Annotated in this window: 17 protein-coding genes and 1 pseudogene; 4 read left to right on the top strand and 14 right to left on the bottom strand. The window is 71.5% G+C overall.

Annotation, left to right across the window (positions count from 1 at the left end; all coding sequences use genetic code 11):
- A pseudogene (locus tag MKK69_RS16935) lies at nucleotides 1–235 on the top strand (hypothetical protein); the annotation flags it as partial.
- 365 nt (nucleotides 236–600) lie between these two features.
- On the opposite strand, the gene MKK69_RS16930 reads toward MKK69_RS16935, so the two are convergent.
- The 7 genes from MKK69_RS16930 to MKK69_RS16900 all read right to left on the bottom strand — a co-directional run bounded on the left by MKK69_RS16930 (nucleotide 601) and on the right by MKK69_RS16900 (nucleotide 10,272).
- Nucleotides 601–2,046: a YcjX family protein gene (locus tag MKK69_RS16930; RefSeq protein ID WP_243969670.1), complete on the bottom strand. Its 1,446-nt coding sequence runs from the start codon at nucleotides 2,044–2,046 to the stop codon at nucleotides 601–603.
- Between the two features lie 124 nt (nucleotides 2,047–2,170).
- Nucleotides 2,171–3,292, bottom strand: coding sequence for a hypothetical protein (locus MKK69_RS16925; RefSeq protein ID WP_243969668.1), 1,122 nt, complete (start codon nucleotides 3,290–3,292; stop codon nucleotides 2,171–2,173).
- Between the two features lie 451 nt (nucleotides 3,293–3,743).
- Nucleotides 3,744–4,532: a histidinol-phosphatase gene (gene hisN / locus MKK69_RS16920; protein WP_243969666.1), complete on the bottom strand. Its 789-nt coding sequence runs from the start codon at nucleotides 4,530–4,532 to the stop codon at nucleotides 3,744–3,746.
- A 130-nt stretch (nucleotides 4,533–4,662) separates the two neighbouring features.
- Complete coding sequence (locus MKK69_RS16915) at nucleotides 4,663–6,669, bottom strand: AI-2E family transporter (protein ID WP_243969664.1); 2,007 nt, start codon at nucleotides 6,667–6,669, stop codon at nucleotides 4,663–4,665.
- Between the two features lie 113 nt (nucleotides 6,670–6,782).
- Complete coding sequence (locus MKK69_RS16910; protein WP_243969662.1) at nucleotides 6,783–8,234, bottom strand: MmgE/PrpD family protein; 1,452 nt, start codon at nucleotides 8,232–8,234, stop codon at nucleotides 6,783–6,785.
- Between the two features lie 115 nt (nucleotides 8,235–8,349).
- Nucleotides 8,350–9,642 (bottom strand): nicotinate phosphoribosyltransferase, encoded by a 1,293-nt coding sequence (gene pncB, locus MKK69_RS16905; protein WP_243969660.1) that lies wholly within the window; start codon nucleotides 9,640–9,642, stop codon nucleotides 8,350–8,352.
- Between the two features lie 126 nt (nucleotides 9,643–9,768).
- On the bottom strand, nucleotides 9,769–10,272 hold the full coding sequence (locus MKK69_RS16900) for a pyridoxamine 5'-phosphate oxidase family protein (protein WP_243969658.1): 504 nt from the start codon (nucleotides 10,270–10,272) through the stop codon (nucleotides 9,769–9,771).
- 197 nt (nucleotides 10,273–10,469) lie between these two features.
- Here MKK69_RS16900 and MKK69_RS16895 point away from each other — a divergent pair, with 197 nt between their 5' ends.
- Entirely contained in the window at nucleotides 10,470–10,718 is a 249-nt protein-coding gene (locus tag MKK69_RS16895; RefSeq protein ID WP_243969656.1) for a hypothetical protein, read from the top strand.
- Between the two features lie 13 nt (nucleotides 10,719–10,731).
- On the opposite strand, the gene MKK69_RS16890 is transcribed toward MKK69_RS16895, so the two are convergent.
- Nucleotides 10,732–11,256, bottom strand: a complete 525-nt coding sequence (locus MKK69_RS16890) for a GNAT family N-acetyltransferase (RefSeq protein ID WP_313900865.1) — start codon at nucleotides 11,254–11,256, stop codon at nucleotides 10,732–10,734.
- Nucleotides 11,253–11,570, bottom strand: coding sequence for a DUF1778 domain-containing protein (locus MKK69_RS16885; protein WP_243969654.1), 318 nt, complete (start codon nucleotides 11,568–11,570; stop codon nucleotides 11,253–11,255). Before MKK69_RS16885 ends, MKK69_RS16890 begins: the two co-directional genes overlap by 4 nt.
- Nucleotides 11,571–11,742: 172 nt before the next feature.
- On the opposite strand from MKK69_RS16885, the gene MKK69_RS16880 reads away from it, so the two are divergent.
- Both MKK69_RS16880 and mobA read left to right on the top strand, forming a co-directional pair.
- A complete protein-coding gene (locus MKK69_RS16880; protein WP_243969652.1) occupies nucleotides 11,743–12,891 on the top strand; it encodes an Mrp/NBP35 family ATP-binding protein in 1,149 nt (382 codons plus the stop codon).
- 4 nt (nucleotides 12,892–12,895) lie between these two features.
- Nucleotides 12,896–13,507: a molybdenum cofactor guanylyltransferase MobA gene (mobA, locus tag MKK69_RS16875; RefSeq protein ID WP_279598436.1), complete on the top strand. Its 612-nt coding sequence runs from the start codon at nucleotides 12,896–12,898 to the stop codon at nucleotides 13,505–13,507.
- Nucleotides 13,508–13,588: 81 nt separating this feature from the next.
- Here mobA and MKK69_RS16870 read toward each other — a convergent pair whose 3' ends face one another.
- The 5 genes from MKK69_RS16870 to gyrA form a co-directional block, all read right to left on the bottom strand.
- Complete coding sequence (locus MKK69_RS16870; RefSeq protein WP_243969650.1) at nucleotides 13,589–14,047, bottom strand: peptidylprolyl isomerase; 459 nt, start codon at nucleotides 14,045–14,047, stop codon at nucleotides 13,589–13,591.
- A gap of 80 nt (nucleotides 14,048–14,127) precedes the next feature.
- Entirely contained in the window at nucleotides 14,128–14,625 is a 498-nt protein-coding gene (locus tag MKK69_RS16865) for a hypothetical protein (protein WP_243969648.1), read from the bottom strand.
- A 7-nt stretch (nucleotides 14,626–14,632) separates the two neighbouring features.
- Complete coding sequence (locus MKK69_RS16860) at nucleotides 14,633–15,181, bottom strand: peptidylprolyl isomerase (protein ID WP_243969646.1); 549 nt, start codon at nucleotides 15,179–15,181, stop codon at nucleotides 14,633–14,635.
- Nucleotides 15,182–15,197: 16 nt separating this feature from the next.
- Complete coding sequence (gene coaD / locus MKK69_RS16855; protein WP_243969644.1) at nucleotides 15,198–15,701, bottom strand: pantetheine-phosphate adenylyltransferase; 504 nt, start codon at nucleotides 15,699–15,701, stop codon at nucleotides 15,198–15,200.
- 61 nt (nucleotides 15,702–15,762) lie between these two features.
- On the bottom strand, nucleotides 15,763–18,513 hold the full coding sequence (gene gyrA / locus MKK69_RS16850) for a DNA gyrase subunit A (RefSeq protein WP_243969642.1): 2,751 nt from the start codon (nucleotides 18,511–18,513) through the stop codon (nucleotides 15,763–15,765).
- Nucleotides 18,514–18,591 lie beyond the last annotated feature (78 nt).

The following is an 18,591-nucleotide window of genomic DNA, read 5'->3' as shown; positions in this document are numbered from 1 at the left end:
CCCCCGCCCCTTCCGTATCCCCCCCGACCCGCCGCCGGACTCGCGCGTGACGCCCACGCCCCTCTCGGCCCGGCCGCAGACCCGGATCGTGGAGGAGCCCTTCGAGTTCGTCGATGCGGCGGAGGGCGTCGCGGTGCCGGTGGCGCGGCGGCGGCGGTCGCCCTGGATGGCGCTGTTCCTGTCGGCGGTCGGGGCCTGGTCTCGCTGGGCATCGGGCTCTCGGTCGAGCGGATGATCGCCGATCTCTTCCAGGCCGCGCCCTGGCTCGGCTGGGTGGCGCTCGCCCTGCTGGCCATCGCCGCCCTGGCATGCCGACCAGTGCGTGTGGCGGTCTCTTGTGGATCTCGGAAAGAGCCGGAGGCGCGCCTATCCTTCCCGCCTCTGCGGGGGAGGGTGGCCCCTGCGTGAGGAGGGGCCGGGCAGGGACTAAGTCCCGCAAGAGGGGAGCGACGGTGCAGAATAAGGCTTCAGCCGTCATGCAGGCTTCGCCCTTTTCGGAAGCCGGGTTCCCCTCTCCCAACCCCCTTCGGGGGCCACCCTCCCCCGCAGAGGGGGGAGGGAGAGACCGCGCGTCTGCGAGCGCCTCTCCGAGATCCGCCATCACGCCAGCCTGTCGCCGATCAGGAACTGCATCGCCCGGTCCAGCCGGATCTGCGGCAGGTGCCCGGGGCGGCCGAGGCCGTCGGGCCGCACCAGCGGCGGCCGGAACCGGGGGAAGCGCAGGGAGCCCGGCTCCACCGCCCCTTCGAGCACCGCCTCGGCGCGGGCGGGCAATTCGCCCGGGAAGATCGCGGCCTCGCCGTTGCCGTCGAACACCTCGTCGCCCACCACCTCGCCGGCCTCCGGGGTGCCGGCCACCGCCCGGAGGGTCTCGGCGCCGTCGTGGACCGTGGTCTCCCGGGTGGCGCGCACGGAGGCCAGCGCCACGGTGCCGACCCGGGCGCCCGCCGCCTCGGTCCGGCGCATGGCCCGGGACACGAGCAGCCGCAGCAGCGCCTCGAGCCGGTCGTGGCTGGTCTGATGGAGATGGTCGGCCTTGGTGGCGGCGAACAGCACCCGGTCCGCCCGGGGGGCGAACAGCCGCGACAGCACCGTGTTGCGGCCGATGTTCAGGCTGAGCAGCACCGCGTCGAGGGCCTCCTCCAGCTCCGCCAGGGCCGCGGGGCCGGCATCGACCGCCGAGAGCACGTCGACTAGGACGATCTGCCGGTCGACCCGCTGGAAATGCTCGCGGAAGAACGGCGTCACCACCTTGGCCTTGTAGGCCTCGAAGCGCCGCTCCATCAGCCCGGCGAGGCTGTCGGGGGCGATGCTCTCGGAGAGGCGGTCGAGGGGCGCGAAGGTCAGCGCCGGGGAGCCCGCGAGGTCGCCGGGCATCAGGAAGCGGCCCGGGGGTGTCGTGGCCACCGATTCCGGACCGGCCCGCAGGCCCGCGAGGTAGGCCTTGAACGCGTCGCTGGCGCGCTCGGCCGCGATCTCGTCGAGGGGGCCGTTCGGGTCGAAGCCCGTGAGCGCGTCGAGCCAGGGGGCCGCGACGGCGGCGCGGCCGGGCCGGCGGGTGCCGTTGATCGTGGACCGCGACCACGCCGTGTAGCTGGTCTCGATCAGGGCGAGGTCGAGGAGCCACTCGCCCGGATAGTCGACCACGTCGAGCATCAGGGTCGCCGGGCCCGAGCGCCACGCGGCGGCGCGCTCGTAGGCGATCTCCAGGCGGAACTGGCTGATCCGGTCGGTGGAGCGTGGCCAGCGCCGCGCCTCGGTGAGGGTGCCGAAATGCTCCTCGAAGGGGAAGCGCGGGACGTCGTCGTCGGGCTGCGGGACGAGGCGGGCGCGGCGCAGGCGGCCCTCCTGGGCGGGCGCGAAGGCCGGCAGGGCGTGCGTCTCCACGAGGTGGTGGATCAGCGCCGTGGTGAACACCGTCTTGCCCGAGCGCGCGAGCCCGGTGACGCCGAGCCTCAAGGTCGGCTGGACCAGCAGGTCGTGCGAGGCTTCGGCGAAGGCTTTGACGGCCGAGCCGGCGCGCGCGGCAAGGTCGGTCAGGGGCACGGGCGGGCTCGTCGTGAGGGGAACAGGCCGGGCACAGGTGGCGCGATTGCGGCCGAACCGCAAGGCTTGCGGCGCGCGCATCGTCCCGGACCGCACGGCGGCGGCCGTCTTTCGGGGCGATGCGCTACGGCGGCGCGCCCTCGGCGGCCGGCGTGAGCGGGCGCAGCCGGGTGATCGCCCCGGCGACGAGGTCGGGGCTGGCCCGGAGCGTGCCGAGTTCCACCGCCGACATCGCCAGCATGACCGGCGCGAGATGGGGGCGCGGCGCGCCGTCAGGCCCGAACAGGTCGAGATCGTCGCCGGGTTTCAGCCCGACGCTGCCGCTGATCCGGGCGGCATAGGCCTGGATCCGGCCCTCGTCGCCGCTGCAGAGCGGCGCCGGCAGGCGCAGGTCGAGGATGGGCATCCCGGCCGCGATGGCCGGCAGCAGCGCGGATTCCGCCACCATCCGGTCGGGGCTCGGAACGGGGCGGTCCGCCGCCCGGTCGAGGAGGGCGGCGGGGTCGGCGGCGCCGCGGACCGGGCGCGCCGGGCCCGCCGACGGGGCGATGCCGGCCGCGATATCGGGCACCGGCTGAAGCGCCGCCACATGCGGCACGGCCGGGCGCCGGGCCGGCCGCCCGGCCATCCGGGCGAGGGGTGACCAGGGCTGTACCCGCAGGGCCGACGCCCGGCGCCGGGGCGCTCCCCCGGGCCGGTGCGCCGCGAGGAAGCGGGCGCGCAGCGTCCGCCCGAGCCCCCTTGGCGCCAGGGCCGCCGAGATGGCGGGCGCGGCGCCCCCCCGGGCCGGTGCGCCGCCGACGCGGCATTCCGCCGGCGCCCAGCGGCGCACGATGGCGAGCGCGGTCCGCCGCCCGTAATCGCGATAGTAGCGCCGCAGCAGGCTCGCCGCCGCGTCGGCGCCGTCGTCGAGGGTGGCGAAGGCGGTGTGGCCCTCCCCGTCGGCACCGATCTCGCCGGGCCAGCGGGCGGACTTGATGCACCAGCCGTTGTTGAGCCGCACGCAGCGGGCGACGTAGGGCGGGTCCGCGCTGAGACGGGCTGTGACGGCCAGCGCCCGCGGCAGCAGGTGCGTGCCGGTCTGCACGTGCCAGTTGGAGACCGAGCGGGTGGCGGGGTCGAAGCGCGGCGGCGCCTCGACGGCGACGGCCGGCTCCGGGGGCGGCACGGCGTGCAGGAGCGCGTCGACACCGGTCTCGGCGCGCGGGATCAGGCCCGTGAGCAGGACGAGCGCGTTCAGCAGCACGCGGACGGGCCCTCGCCGGGGTTCGCAGCGGCCTTCCCGTGTGGGCGATCGGAGGCGGAAACCTTCATCAAGCCACCCGACTGCAGGAACCCGGGCGTCTTCCGTCCCCCTGTCCTCCTGAGTTCATAAAGCGCGGTCGGAGACGGGGAGCAGCCGGCCGCGCGCCTCTCGCTTCCTGCTCTGCAGGCTACGGGATCCGCAGCTTTGACGCTGACCTCGATGGCGGAGCGCGGCAGGCTCCCTCTCCCGGGCGGGACAGGGTTGGGGTGAGGGGCGGGAAGGATCAGGATCGGGCACATCATCGAGGCATGTTCGGGCCTGTCCGCCTCCGGTGAGGTCCCGCCTTTCACCCTGTCCACCGACCGTTCGTGACTGCACCGCGCCCCAAACCTGTGGAGGCCGTAGCTCCGCGTGGGAGGGAGGGCGCGGGGCCGGGTCCGCCGCTCCACCCTCACGGGTTCAGCACCTTCAGCGCCGCCGCGTGCAGCCGCGGATCTCCGGCCGCCACGATGCGCCCGCCGCCGGCCGCCGGGCCGCCGTCCCAGGCCGTGATCCGGCCCCCGGCCCCCTCGATGATCGGGATCAGCGCGACGATGTCGTAGGGCTTCAGCCCGGCCTCGACCACGAGGTCGATCTGGCCGGCCGCCAGCATGCAATAGGCGTAGCAATCGGCGCCGTAGCGGGACATCCGAACCCGTGCCTCCAGATCCCGGAACCGCTCGGCCTCCGCGCCGGCCGCGAACAGCCGCGGATCGGTGGTGGCCAGGATCGCCTGGGCGAGGTCCGCGCAGCGCCGGCTGCGCAGGGTGCGCGTACCGGCGGGTCCGCGCAGGCGGGCGCTGCGCCCGTCCCCGGTGAAGCGCTCGCCGAGATAGGGCTGGTGCATCATCCCGCGCACCGGCACGCCGGTGCGGGTGAGCCCGATCAGGGTGCCCCAGGTGGGCAGGCCCGCGATGAAGGCGCGGGTGCCGTCGATCGGGTCGAGCACCCAGACGCACTCGGCGTCGGTGCGCTCCGCGCCGAATTCCTCGCCCAGGATGCCGTGGCCGGGAAAGGTCTGGCCGATCATGGCCCGGAGCACGACCTCGGCCGCCCGGTCGGCCTCAGTGACCGGATCGAACGGCGCGCCGCCGCGGGCCTTGTCGTCGAGACCGAACTGGGCGCGGAAGAACGGCAGGATCGCCTTGCCGGACGCGTCCGCGAGGTCGTCCAGGAATCGCCCGAGTTCGACCACGCTCATCGGATCACGTCCCCGTTCCATCTTCGGCCGGCCCGCTCGAGCGGCCGATGCGCGACGAAACCGGTGCGCCCCCCCGGCCGTCAAGTCCCCGGAGCGGTCCGGATTCATGCCCCGGATTCATGCCCTGGATTCATGCCTCGGCCGGGGCCGGCGCGCGGCTGGCCTCGTCGCGGCTCTCCGGACGGCGGGCCGCCCCGGCATCCGGCGCCTGCGCGGCGGCCAGGACGGCCTCCACCATCGCGCGCAGCGAACCGGCCTGCCGGTCCCCCTCCGTCATCGGCTCCGCCGCACCGGATGTGGCCCCGTCGCCGGCCTGGGCGAGCCAGAGCCCGAGCAGCACCGGCACGCCTGGCATCCGCGCCTCCAGGCGCTGGACCAAGCGGCGCAGGTGGGTCGGCGCACCCTCGGGCGCCAGGGTGACCACGCAGGCCATCCGGGCCGGACCGGGCTCGAATCGCCCGATCCGCGCCGCCGCCGCCTCGGCGAAGGGCACCGTGCGGACGCCGATCCCGCGCTTCTCCAGGATCTGGGCCAGGATCGCGGCGGCGGCCTCGTCGAGGAAGCCGCGCCCGGAGACGCAGAGCACCGTACCCGACCGCCTCCAGGCCTCCGGCAGGCCGTCCGGGGCCGGACCCATCGGCAGCGGGCTGCAGGCGCTCCCGTTCCCCGCTCCGGCCGCCTCCGCGACCGCGTCGCTCCGGTCGGACAGGTCGGCGATCAGCTCGCCGAGGGCAGCGCGCATCGCCGCCTTCTGCCCGGCGGTCAGCACCCCACGCGCGGCGTCCCGGGCGGCGAGTTCGAGGGCCTTGAGGACGACCTCCTCGTAGTAGGACGAGAGCGCGCAGTCCTGCAGGATCAATTCGGCATGGCCCAGCACCTCCTCGGCGTCACCCGCGAGGATCCGCTGGTAGAAGTTCTGGACGGGCGTGAGCGCCGGCCGGTCGCCGAACAGCACGTCCAGGAATTCGAGATGCTCCACGTGGCGCCCGAGCACCACGAGGCAGGCGGTGAGCGGCGTCGAGAGCAGGAGCCCGACCGGCCCCCAGAGCCAGGTCCAGAACAGGGCCGAGACCAGCACGGCGAAGGGCGAGAGCCCGGTGGACTGGCCGTAGACGATCGGCTCGAAGACCTGGCCGGTGAGCGGCTCCAGGACGACGAACAGGAGCGCCACCGCGATCATCATGTTCCAGCCGGGATCGACCGCGGCGGCGAGCGCCATCGGCAGGATCGCCGACAGCACGGCCCCGAGATAGGGGATGAAGCGCATCAGCGCCGAGAAGATCGCCCAGAGCGCCGGGTTCGGCACGCCGATCACCCAGAGGCCGATGCCGATGACGACCCCGAAGGCGGCGTTGAGGGCGAGCTGGACCACGAAGTAGCGGCTCAGCCGCTTGGCCGCGTCGTCGATCGCCCCGGTGGTCCGGTGCAGGTCGCTCGACCCCGCCAGCCGGATCATGCGGTCGCGCAGGTCCTCGCGCTGCATCAGCACGAACAGCAGCACCACGAAGACGATGCCCACGGTGGCCAGCGGCGGCATCACCGGCGACAGCACGGTCCGGAGCATCTCGATCGGACCCGGCGGCGACGAGATCAGCTCGACCAGCACGGGCTTCTGCGCGGGCTGGGCCTGGTCCGGCGCCGGAGGCGGCGGGGCGGTCTGTCCCTGCGCGCCGGCCGGCTCCTGGCCGCCGCCGTGCAGCGCCTGTCCGGTCTTGGCGAGGGACTCGATCAGGTGTCCCGCGGGGGACTCGCGCAACCCGGCGAGCTTGCGCTCGATGGTCGCCCGGTAGCGCGGGGCGTCGCCCGCGAGGTCGGCCGCCTGGAAGCCGATCAGGGTCGCCAGGGTCGCCACGATCCCCAGGGTCAGGACGACGCTCAGCCCCACCGCCACCAGCCGGGGAAGGCGCAGGCGCCGCAGGCGGTTCACCAGCGGCGTGAGCACGAAGGACAGGAGCAGCGCGATCGCGATCGGGATGAAGATCTCCCGGCCGAAATACAGGGCCGCAATGAGGGTGGCGGCGACCACCACCGGCGAGGCCATCGCGGCCCGCGGGGTCTCGGCGGCGGCGACGCGGGCCGCCCGCGGCGGAACCGGCGCGCGTTCAGGCTGCGCCCCGACCGGGGTTCTGGTGCCCATGCTGCGATCCACGCCCCGAACGCCACAGGCGGGCGCCCGCCGGGGTCGGACGAGGCCGCGCGCACGGGGAACGGCACGGGGCCGGAAAACGATCCCGCGGAGCGTTCGGCGGCTTACGCCCCCTGCACCCCCGCTCGGGCCACCGCGCCCGCATCCTCGAGATCGGGCAGCGACCAGCACAGCTGCATCACCCGCTTGGCCTGCGCCTCCGGCAGCACGCCGGCCGCGAGGTCGGCGAACTTCGCCTCCAGCTGCGCGTCGGACATCGGTGTCTCGACGCTGCCGATGGCGTGCGCGATGAACCGGTGGAACACCCGCCCGTCGTTCAGGGTCACGGTCATGTCGACCTGGGCGGCGTCGATGCCGGGGGTGACCACCGGCATCACCTTCCGGCGCAGAGCCACCACCCGCGGATCGTTCACCGCCCGGTCGCTGAACTGCTTCTCGCCGCCCGCCCCCTCCACGAAGGCCACCGCGGCCGCGTGGTAGATGCTGAACTTGCCCTCCAGGCCGGTCTTCGGGGCGGTCTTGCCGGTCAGCTCCAGTACGAGGGGGTGGACCTTCAGGTCGACGCGGGCGATGTCCTCGGGCCGGATGTGGTCCTGATCGCGGATCTGGACCGCCGCGTCGATCGTCGGGTGCATGACGATGCCGCAGGCGAAGGGCTTGTAGGTGTTCAGCAGGGACTCGTAGCGGGTGCCGAGGCCGTCGGTGATCTCGGACCAATCCTGCTTGGTGGAGATCGTGTTGGCCCAGCCGCGCCTGGCCTCGATCATCCCGTCCGAGGACGTATAGCCCTTGGCCGCCAGGATCGCCGCGAACAGGCCGTTCGCCGCCGCCCGGCCCGGGTTGAAGCTCTTGTTCATCGAGCCGAAGGATTCGCGCAGGCCCACCGGCTGCGAGGCGGCGAGCCCCAGCGCGTAGACCATCTGCTGCTCGGTCAGCCCCATCAGCTTGCCGGCGGCCGCGGCCGCGCCGAAGGGCCCGCAGGTGCCGGTGATGTGCCAGCCGGCATCGTAGTGGTTCGGATAGACGGCGTTGCCGATCCGGCACTCGGTCTCGATCCCCACCACCAGGGCGTCGAGGAAGGCCTTGCCGGAGACCGGCTTCATCTCGGCATAGGCCAGGATCGCCGAGGCGACCGGGCCGGCGGGGTGGATGATCGTCTTCAGGTGGGTGTCGTCGAAGTCGAAAATGTGGCTCGCCACGCCGTTGAGGAAGGCGGCGTTCATGATGTCGAACCGCTCGGTCCGGCCGAACAGCCCGGCCTGGGGCGGCCCCGAGAAGGGCTGGAGGGCCGAGACCGCCACGTTCACGGTCTCGTGGTGCGAGCCGCCCACCGCCACGCCGACCCAGTTGAGGAAGCTGCGCACGCCTTCCCGGCGGACTGGCTCCGGCAGGGTGTCGTAGGAGGATCCGAGGATCCACTGCGCGAGGATTTTCGTGACGGGCGGCGGCGCCTTCGCGGCGGGCTTCGAAGCCTCGGCGGCCTGCGCCCCTTCGAGGGCTGGCCCCGCGAGGGCGAGGCCCGCGGCACCGATGAGCGAGCGGCGATTCATCGACATGGCGTTCTCCCGTGGGGGCGGCCGCGGACGGCGATCCCATTGGTCGACGCCATACCACTCCGCGCCGCCCGCCGTCAGCCGGCCGGTTTCACGCCGCGGCCGGTGAAACCGGCGCTCACACCACCACCGGCAGCGCCTCCTGCGCGCCCACGCCGAAAACCCGGCGGTAGCGGGCGATATCCTCGGCCGGACCCTGCGCCTTGGTGGGGTTGTCGGAGAGCTTGACGGTCGGCCGCCCGTTCGCCTCCGTGACCTTGCAGACGATCGAGACCGGGTCGAGCTTGCCGTCCGGAAGGAGGCCGCGGAAGTCATTGGTGAGCAGGGTGCCCCAGCCGTAGCCGATGCGCATCCGCCCGTGGAACCGGGCGTGGATGCGCTCGATCTCGTCGATGTCGAGCCCGTCGGAGAAGATCGCGAGCTTGTCCCGGGGATCGTGCCCGCGGCCCTGCCAGAACCGGATCACCTCCTCGCCGCCCTCGATCGGGTCCTTCGAGTCGATGCGGATCCCGGTCCAGCCGCTCACCCATTCGGGGGCGTTCGCCAGGAAGCCGGTGGTGCCGTAGGTGTCCGGAAGGATCACCAGGAGGTTGCCGCCGTAATCCTCCTGCCAGTCGGCCAGCACCGCGTAGGGGGCGGCGGCGAGCGCCGCATCGTCCTCGGCGAGCGCCGCGTAGACCATCGGCAATTCGTGGGCGTTGGTGCCCACCGGCTCGACCTCCTGCCGGGCGGCGATCAGGCAGTTCGAGGTGCCGAGGAACGCGTTCCCCAGACCCTCCGCCATGGCCTGCACGCACCAATCCTGCCAGAGGAAGCCGTGGCGGCGGCGGGTGCCGAAATCCGCCACCGACAGGTCCGGCAGCTTCTGCAGCCGCTGGATCTTCTCCCAGACCCGGGTCATGGCCCGGGCGTAGAGCACCTGCAGGTCGAGCTTGCCCAGACCGCGCAGCACGGCCCGGGCCCGCAGCTCGTTGAGGATCGCCAGCGCCGGCACCTCCCATAGGGTGGTCTCGACCCAGGGGCCGTGGAAGGTCAGCTCGTACTGGCCGTCCTGGACGGCGAGTTCGTAGTCCGGGAGCCGGAAATCCTCCAACCACGCCACGAACTCGGGCTCGAGGATCCGGCCCTGGCCGCGGAAGACGTTGCCGCGCAGCCACGTTACCTCGCCCTTGCTGAGGCGCAGCGTGCGGGCGTGATCGAGCTGCTCGCGCAGCAGCCCGGCATCGACCTCGTCGGCGATGCGGATCCGCCGCGTCCGGTTGGTGATGCCGAAGGTGGTGCGGATGTCCGGGTGCCGGCGCAGGATCGATTGCGCCATCAGCAGCTTGTAGAAATCCGTGTCGAGCAGCGACCGCACGACCGGGTCGATGCGGAAGCTGTGATCGTAGACCCGCTTGGCCAGATCGAGCATTCTCTTGGCACTCTGCCGCGCTTCGATCGCGCAGAGCGCATGCCCCACCCGCCCGCGTCAAGAAAAAGGGCGGCCCGCCGATCCGGCGCGCCGCCCCCGAGACCCGCGTCGTCCGAACGCGAACGATCAGGCGAGATCGACCTTCTTGGTGTCGGTCTTAGGGCTCTCGCCGGTGAGCGAGGCTTTCACGTAGCCGTAGAGGTGCAGCATCGTGCTGTTGGGGCTGTCCCAGTACTCGCCCTTCTCCGGATGGACGCGGAGCAGCGCCACCTCGGGGTCGTTCTTGCCGTTCGGGAACCAGGTCTTGAGGCTCTCATTCCACTTCGCGTCGATCTTGGCCTGATCGCGGACGATCTCGGCCTTGCCGGCCACCGACACGTAGGTCTGGCTCGACGGGTCGGAATAGGCGAGGTTCACCTGGTTGTCCTTGCTGATCTCCTCGGTCTTGGGCGAGTGCAGCTTGGTGAAGAACCACAGGTCGCCGTTCTCGTCGGCGTCGTTGTTCCACATCGGGCGGCTGTTGAGCGTCCCGTCGGAATCGGTGGTGGTCATCATGGCGATCTTCACGTCCTTGATGAGCTCGAACAGCTTCTTCGCGCCCTCGTGGTCGCGGTGGTTGCCCTGATGCATGAATGTCGTCTCCTAACGCGTCTCGTCGGTCTGTCCGGACGGCGATTCGCCGGTGCGCGGGCGCGCGCCGGAGAGGTCCCCGCCTGAAGGCTGCCCCGACAACGGATCAATCTCCCGTTGGTTCAGCGTGCTCGCGCGGTGAGGGAGGTTCGCATGGGGGCCGTTCGGGTGGAAACCGCAGTGCCACGCTGCTGGTGATGGGCGCGCTCGGCTTCCCCGTCCTGCCGGCGGCCGCGGAGGTGCGCTTCGGCGCGGGCGTGCGCATCGCGGGCCACGACTTCTCGCACCGGCGCTCCGGCAGCGTGCATATCGAGCGCGTGAAGCGGCTCCGCGGCCCGCTCGGCTGCCGCCACGAGCGCCACGGCCTCGACAGGCGCGGCGACGGGACCGTGGTGCGCGGCCCGATGGAAACCTACACCGTCATCGCGCGCCCGTCGGCGCGTTGAGCGTCCCGTCGTTTCACGAACCCGCTTTCGCGAACAGCGCCTCGATCTCAGCCATCGGCTTGAAGAGCCGGTCAGGCAGATCGGTCAACCGCAGGAATTCGTGGCGCTCGTAGAACGAGGCTGCGGCCGCGTCCTTCGCGTCGACGACGACCGCCAGGGTGGCTGCCTCGCTCCTGAGGCAGCGTCGGAACGCGTCGAGGAGAAGGAGCGTGCCGAAGCCCTCTCCGCGCCGCGTCCCATCGACCGCCAGTCGGCCAAGTAATGTCGCGGGCAGGATGGGGTAGCGCGGCAACTTCTTGACGAGCGTCGCCGGCAGCTCGGCCGACCGGATCGAGGTGTTCGAGAGGGTGTAGAACCCGATGACGGCGGCCGATGGCGGTTCCAGAAGAACGTAGGGGGCAGCCACGCGCCGCCGCGCATCCTGTCCGGCCTGCATGCGGAGGTAGCGGTCCAGCGCCTCGACACCGCAGGCGAAACGGGACCGGTCGTGCCGCGCCGGGTCGAGGGCGGCGATGACCGGCATCGACGAGCCGTTCACGTCGCGTCGTCGCCCATCCGCGTCCGGAAGGTCGCGACCCGTTCCCGCATCCGCCGGCCCGGTTCGCGAGGCTCGACCAGGGCCTCCACGAAGGCGCGGGAGTCCCGGACACTCAATTCGATCATCGCGTGCTCGGCGATGGCGCGCTTGGCGGCATCCTGGAGGCTTGTCAGGACGAAATCGGTGACGCTGCGCCCTTCGAGGGCCGCAGCGTGCGTGATCAACGCCTTCTGTTCCGCCGTGACGCGCGTTTCCAGCCGTTCCGCCCGTCGCCGCCGCGTCCGCGCATCGTCAGATCGCTCTGCATCGGCCATTGCCGCCTCCGATCGGGCAAAGTGTACGGCCAGCGACCGGATCTTTCCAGAGCGGATCGGTGCATCCTGCGTGAGAGCCCGGTCTGACCCGAATCGCTGTCCGGGGTCTGGTGTTCTCGCCGCGCTTAGTTACATGCAGCTGACATACCGACTTTCCCCCGTGGAGGACGACTTGGCGATCACCCGCGACGACGTGCTGAAGGCGCTCGCCAGCGTCACCGTCGATGCCGCCGGCACCACCCTGCCCGGCTCGGGCCGGCTGTCGGAGGTCGTGGTCGATCCGAGCAACCGGGTGATGTTCTCGATCCTGGTCGATGCCAGCGAGGCCGAGCGGTTCGAGCCGGTGCGGCGGCAAGCGGAGGGGCGCGTCCTGCAGATGCCGGGCGTCTCGGGGGTGTTCGCGAGCCTGACCTCCGAGCGGGGCCCGGGCCATCCGGCCCAGAGCGGCGCCGCGCCGCGCCCCGTGACACCGCCCCCGGTCGCCCCGCCCCGGCCCGGCGCGCCGCCGAACCAGGGGCCGCAGATCGCCGGCGTGCGCCACATCGTGGCGGTCGCCTCCGGCAAGGGCGGCGTCGGCAAGTCCACGACCGCCTGCAACCTCGCCCTCGCGCTTCAGGCCCAGGGGCTGAAGGTCGGCCTGCTCGATGCTGACATCTACGGGCCGTCGGTGCCAAAACTGTTCGGCCTGGCGGGCAAGCCCAATGTCGTCGACAACAAGGCCATGGAGCCGATGGTCGGCTACGGCCTCAAGGTCATGTCGATCGGCTTCCTGATCGAGCCCGAGACGGCGATGATCTGGCGCGGGCCGATGGTGCAATCGGCCATCACCCAGATGCTGCGCGACGTGCTCTGGGGCGAACTCGACGTGCTCATCGTCGACATGCCCCCCGGCACCGGCGACGCGCAACTCACCATGGCGCAGGCGACGCCGCTCTCCGGCGCCGTGATTGTCTCGACGCCCCAGGATCTCGCGCTGATCGACGCCCGCCGGGGCGTGACCATGTTCAAGAAGGTCGCGGTGCCGATCCTCGGCGTGATCGAGAACATGGCGACCTTCGTCTGCCCGAATTGCGGCCACGCCTCGCACATCTTCGGGCATGGCGGCGCGCGGATCGAGGCGCAGCGCCTCGGCGTGCCGTTCCTCGGCGAGGTGCCCCTCGACATGATCATCCGCGAGACCTCGGATTCCGGCCGGCCCGTGGTGGCGACCGATCCCGATGGGCCCCACGCCAAGGTCTACCGCGCCATCGCCGCCCAGCTCTGGGCGAACCTGTCCGGGGCGCCGGCCGGGCGGACGGCGCCGAAGATCGTCTTCGAGTGATCGTTTGGACCGCCCGCCGATCCTGGGTCTGATCCTCGCCGGCGGCCTCGGCCGGCGCATGGGCGGGGGCGACAAACCCCTGCTCCGGCTCGGCGGCCGGACCCTGCTGGAGCACGTCGTCGCGCGGCTTGAGCCGCAATGCGCGGCGGGCCTGGCGCTCAGCGCCAACGGCGATCCGGCGCGGTTTTCCGGATTCCCAGGGCCGGTCCTGCCGGATCCCCTGCCGGGGACGCCCGGGCCGCTCGCCGGCATCCTCGCCGGGCTGGATCACGCCGCAGAAAGCGGCATCGCGCGGGTGATCAGCGTCTCGGGCGATACGCCCTTCCTGCCGGCCGATCTCGTGACGCGGCTTTCGGCGGTCGCGCCTGAGGCCGGCATCGCGCTGGCGGCGTCCGGGGCGCGGCAGCACTACACGATCGCGCTCTGGCCGGCGGCCCTGCGCGGCGCTTTGCGGACCTATCTCGAACAGGGCGAGCGGCGCGTCGGCGCGTTCATCGCCCGCCACGGGGCGGCTTCGGCGTCCTGGCCGGCCGAGCCCGTGGACCCGTTCCTGAACATCAACACGCCGGAGGATCTGGCGGCGGCGGAGGCCATCAGTCTCACAGCCGGCGTTTGAGGCGGTATCCCATCCGAGGCCTCAGGCCAGGATGCAGAGGGGTGAGATCGCCCGCGCGTGATCGAGCGGGCGATTCGAGGCTCAGGCCGCGCCGATCGTCGCCTTCACGATCTTGTCCGGGGAGCGCGGCGGCTCGCCCTTGTTGATCGTGTCGACCACGTCCATGCCCTCCACGACCTTGCCCCAGACGGTGTATTGCTTGTCGAGGAAGCGCGCGTCGTCGAAGCAGATGAAGAACTGCGAGTTCGCCGAGTGCGGGAAGTTGGTCCGCGCCATCGAGCAGGTGCCGCGCACGTGCGGCTCGGCGTTGAACTCGGCCTTCAGGTCCGGGAGCTCCGAGCCGCCCGAGCCGGTGCCGGTCGGGTCGCCGGTCTGGGCCATGAAGTTCTCGATCACCCGGTGGAACGGCACGCCGTCGTAGAAGCCCTGGGAAGCCAGGGTCTTGATCCGCTCCACGTGACCCGGGGCGAGGTCGGGGCGCAGCGCGATCACGACGCGGCCCTTGGTGGTCTCCAGCACGATGGTCTCGTTGTCGGCCATAGATCGATCCTTTTCCGGTTGGGGGAACTGTATCGGCGCGCGCCGGATCCGGCCAGCGCCTGTGAGGGGATCGCCGGCGCTCAGGCCGGCGGGCGATAGACGAAGCGCAGCGCCACCGGCCGCCCGGCGATGGCGCGGCCGAGGCCCAGGGTGATGTGGGCCGGGGTGCAGCGCGCCATCGCGTCGAGGGTGCCGCGCACCAGGGTGGTCCGCTGATCCGCGGAGACACCGGCCGCGTAGGTGACGCGCGGCGGCCCGATCAGGCTGCCGTCGCGGCGCAGCGACAGCCGGAGGGTGATCTCGATGTCGTCGGACTCAGGTGTCGGCCGTCCGAGCCCGGCCGGCACCTGCCAGCAGGCGGCGAGCGCCGGGTAGAGTTCGGCGAGGGTGTTGGCGGGCTTCGTCGCCACCCGGGAGACCGGCACCGCGATCGTGGCGCGCAGGGTCTGCGGCAGGCTCAGGGGATAGGCGCCGCCGGGTTCGAGGGCGTAGCCATAGAAGGGCCCGCCCTCGTAGGCCCTGGCGACCGCCGGCGCGAAGGTCAGCAGGAGGATCGAGGCGGCGCGCCGGCCCAGCATCGAGCCTCTACTTGGCCTTCTCGGCCATCGCCATGCTGACGATCTTGTCGGGGTCCTGCACGGAGCCCCCCGGCGCGCCGGGGGCGGCCTTCTTGATCTTGTCGAGCACGTCGAGTCCGTCCGTGACGTTGCCCACGATCGTGTACTGGCCGTTCAGGTTCGGTGCGTCGGCCAGGCAGATGAAGAACTGCGAGTTCGCCGAGTTCGGATCCTGCGAGCGGGCCATGCCCACCGTGCCGCGGCGGAACTGGGCCGATTGCGAGAACTCCGCCGGGATGTTCGGCAGGCTGGAGCCGCCGGTGCCGTTGCCCTTCGGGTCGCCGGTCTGGGCCATGAACCCGTCGATCACCCGGTGGAACTTCAGGCCGTTGTAGAAGCCCTGGTTCACCAGCGTCTTGATCTGCTTGACGTGCTTGGGCGCGAGTTCGGGACGCAACTCGATGGTGATCCGTCCATCCTTGGTCTGGAGATAGACCGTGTTGGCGTCGGCGGCGCGGGCCGCCGTAGCGGTGCCGAGCGTCAGGGCGAGCGCGAGGAGGGCGTGGCGTCGGTTCATCGAAGGCCTTTCGGGTTCAGGACTGTGCGGCGAAGCGCTGCCGGAGGCGCGCGGCCACGGCGGCGGGCACGAAGGGCGAGACGTCCCCGCCCATGCCGGCGATCTGGCGCACCAGCGTCGCGGTGATCGGCCGCGCCTGCGTCGAGGCGGGCAGGAACACGGTCTGCACCTCCGGCGCCATGGCGCCGTTCATGCCGGCGAGCTGCATCTCGTAATCGAGATCCGTGCCGTCGCGCAGGCCGCGGATGAAGATCGCGGCGCCGCAGCGCCGGGCGGCCGAGACGGCGAGATCGTCGAAGGTGGCGATCTCGAGCGTCGCGCCCTCCGCGGCAGCCACCGGTCCGCAGGTCTCGGTGAGGAGCGCGGCCCGCTCCTCGGCCGAGAACAGCGGCGCCTTGCCGGGATGCACGCCGATGGCGATCACGAGGCGGTCCACCAGCCGGCAGGCTTGGCGGACCACGTCGAGATGGCCGTTCGTGACCGGATCGAACGAGCCGGCATAGAGGGCGGTGCGGGTCATCGGGGCCCGGCCTAGAGCATTTTTGCGCCGGACGGAACCTCGGGGTGAGACGGCCGGGGCCTCACACCTCCTCGGGGCCGCCCTCCAGGCCGCCCTCAATGCCACCCTCCGCGCCACCCTCGTCCTCGCCCTCGATGTGCTCCACCGAGACGACCTTCTCGTCCTTGGCGGTGTTGAACACCGTGACGCCCTGCGAGGCGCGGCCGACGATGCGGATGTCGTCCACCGGCACCCGGATCAGCTGGCCGCCATCGGTGACCAGCATGATCTGGTCGGTGGCCTCGACCGGGAAGGAGCCGACGAGGCTGCCGTTGCGGTCGTTGACCCGCATGGCCGTGATGCCCTTACCCCCGCGGCCCGAGGTCCGGTACTCGAAGGACGAGGAGCGCTTGCCATAGCCTCGCTCCGAGAGCGTGAGCACGTATTGCTCGGCCGCGCCCATCTCGGCGTAGCGCTCCGGCGAGATGGCGGCGGCCTCGGCGCCGTCCTCGGCCTCGATCTCGGCGCCCTCCTCCGCCTCGCCGGTGACGGCACGGCGCATCTTCAGGTAGCCGGTCCGCTCCTCGGCGCTGGCGTCGAAGGCGTTGAGGATCGTCATGGAGATGACCCGGTCGTCCGGGGCGAGCAGGATGCCGCGCACGCCGGTGGAATCGCGGCCCTTGAACACGCGCACGTCCTCAACGGGGAAGCGGATGCACTGCCCCTTGGCGGTGGTCAGCAGCACGTTCTGGTCCGGCCGGCAGATCTCGACATGGACGATGTGGTCGCCCGGATCGAGCTTCATGGCGATCTTGCCGTTGCGGTTCACCGTGGTGAAGTCCGACAGCTTGTTGCGCCGGACATTGCCGCTGGCGGTCGCGAACATCACGTCCAGCGTCTCCCAGGAGGCCTCGTCCTCCGGAAGCGGCATGATCGTGGTGATGCGCTCGGAGGTGTCCTGCAATTGCAGAATGTTGACCAGCGCCTTGCCGCGGGCGTTCGGGGCGGCCATCGGCAGGCGCCAGACCTTCTCCTTGTAGGCCTGGCCCTGGCTGGAGAAGAACAGCACCGGCGTGTGGGTGTTGGCCACAAACAGTCGGGTGACGAAATCCTCGTCCCGGGTCGCCATGCCGGAGCGGCCCTTGCCGCCCCGGCGCTGGGCCCGGTAGGTCGAGAGCGGCACGCGCTTGACGTAGCCGGCGTGGGACACGGTCACCACCATGTCCTCGCGGGCGATCAGGTCCTCGTCCTCGACGCTGCCGTCGAAGTCGACGATCTCGGTCCGGCGCGGGGTGGCGAACTGCTCGCGCACCTCGACCAGTTCCCGCTTCACAATCGCCTGGATGCGCACCCGGGAGCGCAGGATGTCGAGATAGTCGGCGATCTCATCGGCGAGCGTCTTCAGCTCGTCGCCGACCTCGTCGCGGCCCAGGGCGGTGAGGCGCTGCAGGCGCAGGTCGAGGATGGCCCGGGCCTGGGTCTCGGACAGGCGATAGGTCCCGTCCTCGGCGACCCGGTGGCGCGGGTCGTCGACCAGCGCGATCAGCGGCGCGATGTCGTGGGCCGGCCAGTCGCGGCCCATCAGCGCCTCGCGGGCCGAATTCGGGTCCGGCGATGTCCGGATCAGCCGGATCACCTCGTCGATGTTGGCGACCGCGATGGCCAGGCCGCACAAGACGTGGGCGCGCTCGCGGGCCTTGCCGAGGAGGAACTTGGTGCGCCGGGAGACGACCTCCTCGCGGAAGTCCACGAAGGCCTCGAGCAGGTCCTTCAGGTTCATCAGCTCGGGGCGGCCGCCGTTCAGCGCCACCATGTTGCAGCCGAACGAGGATTGCAGCGGCGTGAACCGGTAGAGCTGGTTGAGCACGACGTCCGCCATGGCGTCGCGCTTGATCTCCACGACGATGCGCATGCCGGTGCGGTCGGATTCATCGCGCAGGTCGGAGATGCCCTCGACGCGCTTCTCCTTCACCAGCTCGGCGATCTTCTCGACCAGCGTCGCCTTGTTCACCTGATAGGGGATCTCGGTGAAGATCAGCGCCTCGCGCTCCTTGCGCAGCTCCTCGACATGCGACTTGGCGCGCATGATCACCGAGCCGCGTCCCGTCGCGTAGGCCTGCCGGGTGCCGGCCCGGCCGAGGATCATGCCGCCGGTGGGGAAGTCCGGCCCGGGGACGATCTCGGTGAGCTGCTCGATGGTCAGCCCCGGATCGTCGATCAGCGCCATGCAGGCGTCGATCAGCTCGCCGAGATTGTGCGGCGGGATGTTGGTCGCCATGCCGACCGCGATGCCGCCGGCGCCGTTGGCCAGGAGGTTCGGGAACCGGGCCGGGAGGACCTTGGGCTCCTCCCGCGATTCGTCGTAGTTCGGCTGGAAATCGACGGTGTTCTTGTCGATGTCGGCGAGCAGCGCGGTCGCGGGCTTGGCCAGGCGCGATTCGGTGTAGCGCATGGCCGCCGGCGGATCGCCGTCGACCGAGCCGAAATTGCCCTGCCCGTCGATGAGCATCAGGCGCATGGAGAAGTCCTGCGCCATCCGCACCAGGGCGTCGTAGATCGATTGGTCGCCGTGCGGGTGGTAGAGACCGATCACGTCGCCGACGATGCGCGCCGACTTGACGTATTTCCGCTCGGGCAGATGCCCGGATTCGAAGGCGGAATAGAGGATGCGCCGGTGGACCGGCTTGAGGCCGTCGCGGGCGTCGGGAAGCGCCCGGCTCACGATCACGCTCATCGCGTAATCGAGGTAGGAGCGGCGCATCTCGTCGGTGATGGAGACGGGGCGGATGTCGCTGGCGGGCGGGGCGGTGCCAGTCGGATCGTTCTCGGCCAAGTCGATTTCCGTTCTGAAGCCCGGATGGGCGGTGCTCGCGGCCGTCGACCGACGCGCGATGCGCCGGGACGGTCCCGC

The organism is Methylobacterium sp. J-026, assembly GCF_022829585.1.
Classification (GTDB): Bacteria; Pseudomonadota; Alphaproteobacteria; order Rhizobiales; family Beijerinckiaceae; genus Methylobacterium.
The sequence above is the reverse complement of the archived record's forward strand: the minus strand, read 5'-3'. Positions and strand labels throughout refer to the sequence as shown.